The following is an 11,263-nucleotide window of genomic DNA, read 5'->3' as shown; positions in this document are numbered from 1 at the left end:
AAGATAAGTGTTTTACCTATGATTAAACAGCCAGCATATTTAAAAAAAGGAGACAAAATTGCAATAGTTTGTCCGGCAAAGAAATTACCGGGGAGTATTGCCCCTGCCATTGCGATCCTTGAAAGCTGGGGCTTGGAAGTTGTATTAGGGCAAACCGTCACTGCTGAGCATAACCAGTTTGCCGGCGACGATGCTTTAAGAGCGGCAGACATACAAGGTTTCCTGGATGATCCAGAAATTAAAGCCATTATTGCCGGAAGGGGCGGCTATGGCACCGTACGGATCATTGATGAGCTTAATTACGACAAATTTAAAGTTGATCCTAAATGGATCATTGGATTTAGCGACATCACAGTATTGCTCTGTGATTTATTTGCGAGGTTAAAAATCCAAAGCATCCACGGACAAATGCCATATACCTTTGAAAAAGCAACGCCTGAATCATTGGATTCATTAAAAAAGGCTTTGTTTGGAGAAGCCATTAAATACGAATATACAAATTCGTTTCCTGGGCGCTCGGGAACAGCCGAAGGCATCCTGATTGGAGGCAATTTAACCCTTATGGTGATGGTACAGGGCTCAGCATCGGAAATAGACTATAGGAATAAGATTCTGTTTCTGGAAGACGTTGGCGAGCAAGAATATTCCATTGATAGCATGATGCACATGCTAAAAAGATCCGGAAAACTGGCTGGATTAAAGGGCCTCATCATAGGCGCTTTTAATGAAATCGCAACGGAGACTATACCATTTGGAGCCAGTCCAGAACAAGTGATCTGGGATATTGTGAAGGAATATGATTACCCGGTATGTTTTAACTTCCCTGTAGGGCATATAGATGACAATAGAACCTTAGTAGTTGGTAAGCCCGCCAAGTTGATCATTAACCAACAAAACGTGGTGCTGACTCAATCCTAAGCACAAAAACATTCCTATTCAGGAATGAGCATAAAAACAAATAGCAACAAGGAGATTCCTTGTTGCTATTTGTTTTTATGCCCTTAAGTAAAAACCACTTAAGGAGCAAGCAGGTTCAAGACCCACGGTCTTTAGAGTACCTACCGGTGTAGCTAGTTTTAATTTTTCACGATTAAAAGCGGTCTTACTTCGTTGCTATTAGCTCCCAAAGCCCCAATAGTAAGATTTGTAGCCCCTTTTGTTGCTCCAGTTATTGTAAACGCAGCATTCCCTGGAACCGTAGCAATGGGAACGGGTAGAATAACATTTGCAGCAAGCACCCCCTTAGGGATTGTTACAGTCCCTGTAGTCGTAAAAGTACCTGAAACAGCATATTTTACAACCACTGGCTCTTGAACAGCAGTCTTTAAGCGCACGGCAATAGTCCCATTGGCTCCCGCTACAATCGTTAATTGAGCTTTACTTGAAATTTCTACATAAGGGGGTAAGCTATCACTAAAATCGTAATTATCTCCCGGCCCCTTTTTTTCGCACGATTGCAACAAAAAAGCGGTTACTATCGACATTAATATTATTATCTTTTTCATATTTCTGTTATAAATCAAACCACATTTTTACATTATACTTAATCGTCTCTTTCGGAGCATTCGGATTTCTGGATATCTCATTTATAATAGGATACTCATATCTTCTAAAGATAGGTCCAGCCGGTGCGCCGATAGGAAGGGTCAAAACAGGTACTTCACTAGCATCCGGACCAGATCTCCTCCACTGCGTAAAGCCGTCCAAACCTCTATCCATTTTATCTACCCATTGCTGAGCATGAATAGTTCTGATTGCTACTGCCTGACTAACAAACGGCGGAATAAACTGATCCGCAAAGCTTTTAGCCGCAGGCGCAGGAACCCCAAAAGATAAGCATGATGCTTCAATTCCATCGCGGAAGCGAGCTGTGGCTGTTGCTAAATTCACAGCAACTCCCAGTCCCCTTGCATATACTTCAGCTTCATTAAATAACTGCTCTTGATAAGTAAACATTACTTCAGGCGCTGTTGGCGAATGCAATGTTTTTGCAACCCTTGGATTTACGCTATCATCACCATCCGCACCAGGCACCACACCAATATAATTGGTAGCCGCGGCAGGCTTATCGAAAAATTTAGGTAAACGCGGATCTGCAACAGCAAATGCCGGAGTTGGATCCATAATATCGGTTACAGGCTTAGTAGCAAAGAAAAAGTTAACCCCATTATTGTATTGCAAACTAATTGCATACTTAGGATTGCGTTTATTGGTAATATCCTGATAAGCGATTTGAGCATTATTCGCTGCTGAATTAACCATGCTAGTTGCTCCTGCAGAAATAAGTGTTCCGATAGCCGCCTGCTTTGTAGGATCTTTGTCTACCATAGTCAACAACGAGCGCAACTTAAGAGATTGTGCAAGCCTTTTCCACTTAGCAAGGTCCCCTTGATAAAACAAGTCATACCCGTCATTATTTGCTCCAATTTTCAAAGGACTAGCATCATCAAATTGAGCCAGGGCTTCATCTAAAATACTGATCGTTCCTTCTAAAACTGTTTTCTGGTCATCAAATTTCGGATAAATGATATTCTCATTCCAGGCTTCTGTGTAAGGCACGTCCCCAAAAGTAGTAGTAATATCATAAAGTACCATCGCCAATAAAACCTTACATTGAGCCGCAGCGTTGTTGTTAGCTGGACTAGCTCCCTCTGATAACTTAATAGCCTGCTTAAGGTTAGCTCCTGCCCTTACATAAAGCGACACCCAAGTGTTGTTTATAAAGTTAGCAGAAAATGTATATATATCAGGACTTGGATCGCCACCAGACCAACCTGTTGGATTATTCCCCCCAGCGCTAAGCATCTGACCAGCTAGCCCCATAGGAATATACAAATCTCCACTTGACCTTAAATTGATATAAGCAACGGATGCATAGGAAAACAACAACTTAGGGTCTACCACAGGTGCCCTGTTTGGACTTGTGTTAATGTCCAGATATTTTTTGCAGGATGGTAGTGTTAACAATAATGTTAGAACACTAAACGTATATATAATTTTTTTCATTTCTTCTAAATTTTAAGTCTTATATTAAAACCAAGGGTCCTTGTAGATGGAATAGAGTTAAACTCAACACCTTCCGCTACACTTTCGGTACCAAAAAAGTTTGCTTCAGGATCGATGTGAGGAACATTATCCTGTATGATCCATAAGTTCCGTCCTTCCAGTCCAATCTCAGCTGATTTTATAAACTTTAAGTTTCTCTGCAGAAGTTTTGTAGGCAGCAAATACGAAAGTCTAACTTCTCTAAGCTTCACATACGAAGCATCAAAAATATTTGCCTCAGTATTTGTAGTGCTATATTGAGCCCAATAATCCTGCATACTTGTAACCGGAACCGTATTTGGAACAAATGTTCCCCCGGCACCAGCCACCACTCCTTTATCAATAAAGATATTTCCTCTGTTAAGTAATGTTTCTTCTGCCAATCCACTCGTTCTTAATGATGAAACAGAATTTGAGAATATTACCCCTCCTTTTCTCATATCTATTAAGAAACTAAGCGAAGCGCCCTTATAAGAAAAAGTGTTTTCAATACCACCTGTCCAATCAGGACTCATGTTCCCTAATCTTTTATCGCTAACCGTTTTTCTTAATCCGGTAGCAGCGTCAATAATGAGATTTCCTGAAGGATCTCTCTGCCAGGCAACACCATAAATACCAAATGATTGACCAGTTTCAGCTTTAATCGACAACCCACTCCAACCACTAGCAAGCGAATAAGAAGTCAATTCAGGTGGCAACTCTACTGTTTGAACATTTTTAGCAAAATTAATATTCATATTCCAGGTAAAATCTCTTCCCTTAACCGGCACTAGACCCAAGCCAACCTCAACACCTTTATTTTTCACTGAACCTGCATTTGTATTAACGAAAGAGAACCCTGTTGATTGTGGAAGTGCTAAATCTATAATCTGATCTGAAGTATTGGTGTAATAATAAGTCAGATCAAGATTAACGCGACTATCCAAAAACCTTAACTCTGTACCGACCTCATATGAAGCTTGATTTTGCGGCTTCAGATCAAAGTTTGGGATAGTCGCAGGATTACTGAATGCCAAAACCCCATTAAATGGAAAAGTAGAACCATAACCATACTGAGCAAATGCTGCACTAATAGGAAGATAACTAAATGCACCTCCATATGGCTCGGTATCACTACCCACATTTGCATAACTAGCCCTTAACTTACCGTAATTAAACCAAGTGGTTTTAGGCAAAACTTCACTGAAAACAAAACTTGAACTCACTGAAGGATAAAAATATGATCGATTTTGGATCGGCAGGGTTGAAGACCAATCGTTTCTTCCTGTAACATTTAAGAATAAGTAGTCTTTATAAGACAAGCCAATATCCCCATAAACACCCTGAATCCTTCTCATATTAGATGTATTTGTCGCCACCACACTTCCCGCATTTGCATAGTTATACAATCCGTCAGCAATTAGCTGTTGTGCATCGGCTAGATCTCTACGATAATAAGACTCAAAAACATTATAACCAGCAATGACCTTTAAACTAAGGTCCTCAGTTAATTTTTTATCCGCAGTCAGGATCAAATCATTATTTATAATTCTGTTATAAAGATTTGCAGTATAGAAATCACCTGTTAGCGAACCTATTGTTCCTTGTCTTGTAACACCTCTTCTGTACTCATTGTAAAAATCTGTACCTAAGTTGTCAGAAATCGTTAACCACTCTAACGGTTTATAAGTAACGATAGCATTACCATAAAACCTATCAACAACATTAGAGAAGTTATTGTTATTTACTACCCAGAATGGGTTATTTCCTGTTCTTGTTGGTGTTAAAGCGATTTGTTGTTTGGTGATGGGATCAACATAGTGATCTCTCAAAACATTAACATCAATTGTTCTTGGTAACCCATAAACGATAGATTGTAATACACTCGGATTGTTAGAACTTTGAACAGGACGACCATCAGCAACCGTACGCGTATAGTTTGCACTTGTTCTAATGTCCAACCCTTTGAAAATAGTTCTACCCGAATTTAAACTTAAAGCGTTCTTTTTAAGCTTTTCATTTGGAACAATACCATCCTGTGTCGTATTTGTAAATCCAAAACGATAATCGCCAGAATCTCCACCACCTTCAAAGGAAACAGAGTTGATATACGTTTTTCCCGTTTCATAGAAATCCTTCACATTATCAGGATAAGCCTTTAAGGTAACTTTATTACCCAGGTAATCAGTAAACAATTGGTCTTGAACTTCACTAATTTTAGGTCCCCAGCCATTTAGGCTTGAGCTATTAACGTTAGGCCCTGTACTATAAACACCCTGAACACCCTGAGCATACTCATTTTGAAAATTTGGAAGCTTTAATACATTATCAAAACGTGTTGAAGAATTAAAAGATACAGAAGCCTGACCTTTTTTACCTTTCTTAGTGGTGATAACAATAGCACCATTTTTTGCTCTGGCACCATAAAGTGCAGTAGCAGCAGCTCCTTTAAGTACAGTTATGGTCTCAATATCATCAGAGTTGATATCACCAGCCCTGTTACCATAATCAGACCCAGCACTTCCCTGAGGAACGGAACTGGTAGTAATAGTATTGATTTGCTGAGAACTGTTATCCACTGGTAGTCCATCAATCACAAATATTGGTTGATTTGAAGTACCTGTCGAGTTGAAAGATGAGGCCCCTCTAATAATAATTTTAGCAGAACCACCTACAGTACCCGATTGAGAAGTAACCCTAACACCTGCAACTTTACCCGCAAGTGAATTAATCACATTGGTTTCTCTCGCTTTAGTTAATTCATCACCCTTTATGGTCGTAACCGAATAACCAAGTGATTTTGCTGTCCTGGTAATACCCATAGCGGTAACAACAACCTCTCCCAATTGCCTGGAATCTGTAGGCATAAGGGCATTCACAACATTCGATGAACCTACAGCCACCTCCTGTCGAATGTAGCCAATAGAAGAAAATTCAAGTGAAACTGATCCCGATGCTATTTTAATAGCGTATTTTCCATTTGCATCTGTTGATGTACCGGTCGTGGTACCTACGATTTTTACAGAGACTCCTGGGATTGGTAGCCCATCGTCCTTTCCTGTAACTGTACCAGTAATTGTTCTATCTTGTGCCATCGCTGCTCCAGCAACGAACATCAAAATGAACAAACTTTGTAAAAGTTTTTTCATAAGAAATTAAAATTTAGGTTAGTTAATAATGGTCTAATATACCAAAATTGATATGCATGCATAATTCAATAACAACAATCAGACTACATATGACAATCAAATGACACAATAAGACGGCTTCAAAACATTGTTGTTTATTTTTTAGCAGAATATTATAATTTAAAAATAAATAATATCAATATTTAATTCCAACACAGACCTATCACTGCCCCTGTAACAAAACTTTTAACATTAATTAACATTTATTATATACGATTGTCATATAGCAAAGTTTTTGCAACAAAAAAACTAGTAAAACTCTAGAAGTTACATAAATTATATAAAAAAAGGCAGAATTAATATCCTGCCTTTTTAATATAATTTGAAGTTTTTAATCACTAAGGAACATCCCACCAAACACGTTTTAACATACTCGTGTTTTTCGGAGAATTAGAATTATTCCTTTGCTCTCCCGAAGGATAAAGCAAGGAGCGTGGCAATGCCCCTCCGAGAGCACTACCAGCTGGCGCAACCAATGCCGGAACACCCGTTCTCCTCCAGTCAGCCCAAACCTCAGGATTTAAAAATAAGGCCACATATTTTTGGCTCATAATATCAGCAAGTGTAATATTTCCTGCAGTTTTTGCAACTGTTGCTGCATAACTTGCATCGTCAATTGTCCTTAACAAATTCGCTGTCACCGCTGCATTATAAGCCGCAGCCGAAGCACCCCTATTTTGTGCGGCTTTTTGGAAATGACATTCGGCCTCTATAAACCTCAATTCATCATAACTCATCAATACCACAGGAGAATTTGCACTTCCATACAAAGGACCTAAGCCCTCAGCCCCATCGCTATACACATCCAACCGCGGATCTGAAGCAGCCCCCATTGAATCATAAATATATCCGGTAAAAGAAATATCTCCCCGCTGATCGTTAAACTGAAACCACGGACCTTGTGTCGGTAAACTGGTTCCCGCATACAATATTGAGGCTGTTTCACCGGGTAAAAATCCATTAGGAATCTCTAAGAGCGCCTTATCATAATTAGACCTGTCTATCTTTCCTTGATGCAGATAGAATTTCGCTCTTAATGAATGCGCAAATCTTAGCCATTTGGCTAAATCACCTTTGAATAAAAGATCATCTGCTCCAGGCTGAAACTGGCTGCCATCCGTAGCACCTAGACTAGCTATAGCTTCACTAAGCAACTGATCAATAGCTGCATAAATTTGTTGCTGCGTATCATATTTCGGCTGCAAGACAGCAAGTCCCTTAAAAGCTTCACTATATGGAACATCACCCCAAAGATCAGTAGTAAGACCGAGGTTATTCGCCATCATCACTTTACCTACGGCAGCATAATGCCCTTGTTTCAATGAATTAGCCGAATTAATCATAGCATAGGTATTATTCATAATTCCCCCACCATACAAGCCGGCAGTCCACATATTATCTACATCATCTGGAGAAACAGCGTAGCGGCTTGCCGATACCGATTGATTTGCCGCACCAGTTGTCTGTTGCATAAAAAGCGAGACAAACCTGGATGCATCACCACCCCACACATATCCGGTTGATTGTATAATTCCCGGCAAAAGACTCGAAGGCACAGGGTTCTTAAGTTCTGAGGGATCATCATTAATCCCTTCATAAAAATAACCCTTTTTACAAGAAGTAATCAGACCCATGGTCCCGATAAGCAGGATTAATCCTGTTCTTGTTATTCTATTTATACTTAAAAGTTTCATATTCGAAATTTTAGGACAGATTAAAACTTAAACTTCAGGTTAAGACCATAACTCGCCGTTCCAGGATTATTAAAATAGTCCATTCCTTGCGAACTCGTTGCTCCCGTCAAACTAGTTTCGGGGTCAATCCCGTGATATGGTGTCCAAATAATTATATTTCTGGCAAAAACACCAGCCGTCAATCCTTTAACAAATTGCTTTCCATCTTTATTAAATAGTTTAGAAAAATTGTAGCTCAACGCAACCTCCCTTAATTTAATAAAAGACGCATCTTCAATAAAGGCTTCATTTAAGTTCCCAAAACCACCTCCATCTCCTAAATACCAAGCCTCATCCAAAGGAACACTCATCGAATTGATGCCACCTGCTCCTGCAACTTCATTTCCGGCTCCATCAAAATGCACCAAATCCCCATTTTCATTCATATGCCCAAAAACACCGGGAAATTGCTTCATCGTCCCTCTATTATTGGTCAAATCTGATGTACCTATAGCTGCCAACGAACCTCTTGTGCCATTCCAAAGATCTCCTTTAAATTTCCAGTCTATCAATGTATACAAGGAAACACCTTTATAGGTGAAAGTATTACCAAAGCCCATCAAGAATTTAGGGTTAGGATTACCAATTTGTTTCTGAACATTTGTATTTGTTAGCGGATAACCTACGTTATCCCGATCATCAATAATTATATTACCGTTACCATCATCACTATAGCCGTAACCATAGATCACCCCCGCTTGCATCCCCGGCAATTGAGCAATAACTGTCCCCGTAAAGCCATTAAGTGTAATCTGATTTACACCGGGGGCTAACTCCAACACTTTACTTCTGTTCATGCTAAAATTCAGGAATGAAGACCATTCAAATTCCGTATTCTTAATAGGGGTACCGGTAAGCTGTAACTCCAAACCACGATTCCTGATAGAACCTGAATTTAAGGTCACAAATTGATACCCAGAAGAGCCTGGAACCGGAGCCTGAACGATTAGATCCTCTCCTTTACTATAATAAACGGTCAAATCCATACCTAAACGATTATTAAAGAACTGCAATTGAGCTCCTAATTCGTAAGCAATGGTCTTTTCAGGCTTTAAATCCGGATTCCCCAATACATTATCTAAACCAAACGACCCAATACCATTTGACGGGAATGAGATACCACTAGTATAACCATCCGGAAATGTAGTTGGCACGTAGTAAGAATTCAGTAGAAATGGTCCGGGATCTTTACCCACCTGAGCGATTGATGCTCTAAACTTACCTAAACTTAGCGCTCCCCCCTTTATACTTTCAAGCTCAGAGAACACAAAACTCACGTTCGCAGAAGGATAGAAGAAAGAGTTCTTACCCTTTGGCAATGTAGAAGTCCAGTCATTTCTACCTGTAGTCTCTATAAACAACATATTTTTGTAAGAGAAGTTAAGATCATAATAGATCCCGCCTTTCCGATAGGGTGTTACGAAATTCGCAGACTTCAATGTACTCGCGTTATATATATTGTCAAATCCTGGTGCCACTAAACCATCTCCCTGAACATAAAGTTCATCTAGCTTCCTATTGTAAAGGTTACCACCTACTTTTCCATCAAAACGCCAATTATCACTAAGTTCCTTTGTATAACTAAATATCAGATCGGAGTTTATGCTTCTATAAGTGAACCGATCATCAAAGATTCTTCCTCCACTAAATGCACCGGATTGAATTTCATAATACTGATGACGATTGTCATTATAAGTATCCAAACCACCTCTATATGTTGCACTAAATCCATTTCCAATATTATAGTCCAATTGCAAATTACCCATCAACCTGTTTAACAAAGTTTTGTACGGGTTATTATTGATTGTCCAATATGGATTATCATAAATTCCGTTTCGATAAGAACGCTGTAAACCATCGCTAAATAAAAAAGCTTTTGGATCATCAGCTTTTGTCGCTCCGTTAGAGTTATCAAAAGATATAGGCGTTCTGGTTAATCCCAACATGATACCAGATAAATTACTACCCTGCTGAGGCATATTTCCATCGCTGGTTATATAAGTCATGCTAGTGGCCAACTTAAGTTTCTCCGATATCTTTAGATCACCAGCAAAAGAAACCGTTGTACGCTGAAAATTTTGCAATGGAACAATTGAATTAGAATAGGCATTACTTATCGATGCTCTATAAGTAGCCGTTTCATTTCCACCACTCACTGCAACAGAATTGCTAAAAGTAGAACCTGTTCTAAAGAAGTTTCTTAGATTATCATAAGGAACGAAAGGGGTTTTAGCTGTAGGGTCTGTATTTAAAACAACATTGCCATGAACATCGTACTCATTAGCATTTCCATCCCAGGATACATCCCTTACATGGGGACCCCATGAATAACGATTAGTTGAAGAAAAAGGGGCAATAACACCTCCAGAACCTTTAACCCATTGATCTTGTAACCCCGGGTAACGATTTACTGCGTCAAACGAAACGCCCGTATTAAAATCTACCTGAATTTTACCTGCCTTACCTCTTTTGGTCGTAATAACAATCGCGCCATTCGCAGCATCTATACCATAAATAGCCGCAGCAGCTGGACCTTTCAGAACCGTTATACTTTCGATATCATTCGGATCAATATCTGCCCCCCTATTGGAATTAGAGGCTCCCTGCAATAAATTATTCTTCTCATCCGAAGGATCTCCAGAGTAATTTTGAGAATTATCAATCGGACTTCCGTCAATCACAAACAGAGGCTGATTATTCCCTGTTAATGAATTAGCACCCCTTAACTGAATATAACTGGAAGAACCGGGGGTACCTGATGAAGAAGTAACCTGCACGCCGGCAATTTTACCGGAAAGAGATTTCAAGACATCTCCCTGGTCTGTTTTTGTCAAATCATCTCCTTTAACACTTTGAGCAGAATAACCCAGCGCCCTTACTTCACGCTTAATACCTAAAGCAGTAACCACAACCTCGCCTAATAATTTCGCATCAGTAGCCAGAATTGCATTCACAACACTCAATGAACCTACAGGCAACACCTGTCGAACATAACCAAGAGAAGAAAATTCAAGTGAAGCCGATCCTGATGCGATCTTGACAGCATATTTACCATCTGCATCTGTTGAGGTACCGATTGTAGTTCCAACCACTTTTACTGAAACGCCCGGAATCGGAAGTCCGTCATCTTTCCCTGTAACTGTACCCGTAATTGTTCGATCTTGTGCCATAGCAGTTCCCACTACGAACACTAAAATGAACAAACTTTGTATGAGTTTTTTCATGATGAATTAGAATTTAGTTAGTTAGCTAATAGCATATTAACAGAACAACCATAAAAAAGTTTTTATTGATTTTCTACCTGTTTAAATGCAGAAA

6 protein-coding genes are annotated in these 11,263 nt (G+C 39.5%); 1 reads left to right on the top strand and 5 read right to left on the bottom strand.

Translation table 11 applies throughout. The annotated features are described in order from the left end of the window. Nucleotides 1–18 precede the first annotated feature (18 nt). A complete protein-coding gene (locus tag FBD94_RS19515; RefSeq protein ID WP_136881438.1) occupies nt 19–918 on the top strand; it encodes a S66 peptidase family protein in 900 nt (299 codons plus the stop codon). Between the two features lie 158 nt (nt 919–1,076). Here FBD94_RS19515 and FBD94_RS19510 read toward each other — a convergent pair whose 3' ends face one another. From FBD94_RS19510 to FBD94_RS19490, 5 genes are all read right to left on the bottom strand, one after another. After that, on the bottom strand, nt 1,077–1,505 hold the full coding sequence (locus FBD94_RS19510) for a hypothetical protein (RefSeq protein ID WP_136881437.1): 429 nt from the start codon (nt 1,503–1,505) through the stop codon (nt 1,077–1,079). Between the two features lie 7 nt (nt 1,506–1,512). Beyond that, nucleotides 1,513–3,006, bottom strand: a complete 1,494-nt coding sequence (locus FBD94_RS19505; RefSeq protein WP_136881436.1) for a SusD/RagB family nutrient-binding outer membrane lipoprotein — start codon at nt 3,004–3,006, stop codon at nt 1,513–1,515. A 5-nt stretch (nt 3,007–3,011) separates the two neighbouring features. After that, complete coding sequence (locus FBD94_RS19500) at nt 3,012–6,173, bottom strand: SusC/RagA family TonB-linked outer membrane protein (protein WP_136881435.1); 3,162 nt, start codon at nt 6,171–6,173, stop codon at nt 3,012–3,014. A gap of 377 nt (nt 6,174–6,550) precedes the next feature. Beyond that, nucleotides 6,551–7,906 carry a SusD/RagB family nutrient-binding outer membrane lipoprotein gene (locus FBD94_RS19495; protein ID WP_136881434.1) on the bottom strand — a complete coding sequence of 452 codons (1,356 nt, stop codon included), beginning with the start codon at nt 7,904–7,906 and terminating at the stop codon, nt 6,551–6,553. Between the two features lie 20 nt (nt 7,907–7,926). Next, nucleotides 7,927–11,169 carry a SusC/RagA family TonB-linked outer membrane protein gene (locus tag FBD94_RS19490; protein WP_136881433.1) on the bottom strand — a complete coding sequence of 1,081 codons (3,243 nt, stop codon included), beginning with the start codon at nt 11,167–11,169 and terminating at the stop codon, nt 7,927–7,929. Nucleotides 11,170–11,263: the final 94 nt, after the last annotated feature.

The sequence above is a fragment of the Pedobacter hiemivivus genome (assembly GCF_005144565.1).
GTDB classification, from domain to species: domain Bacteria; phylum Bacteroidota; class Bacteroidia; order Sphingobacteriales; family Sphingobacteriaceae; genus Pedobacter; species Pedobacter hiemivivus.
The sequence above is the reverse complement of the archived record's forward strand: the minus strand, read 5'-3'. Positions and strand labels throughout refer to the sequence as shown.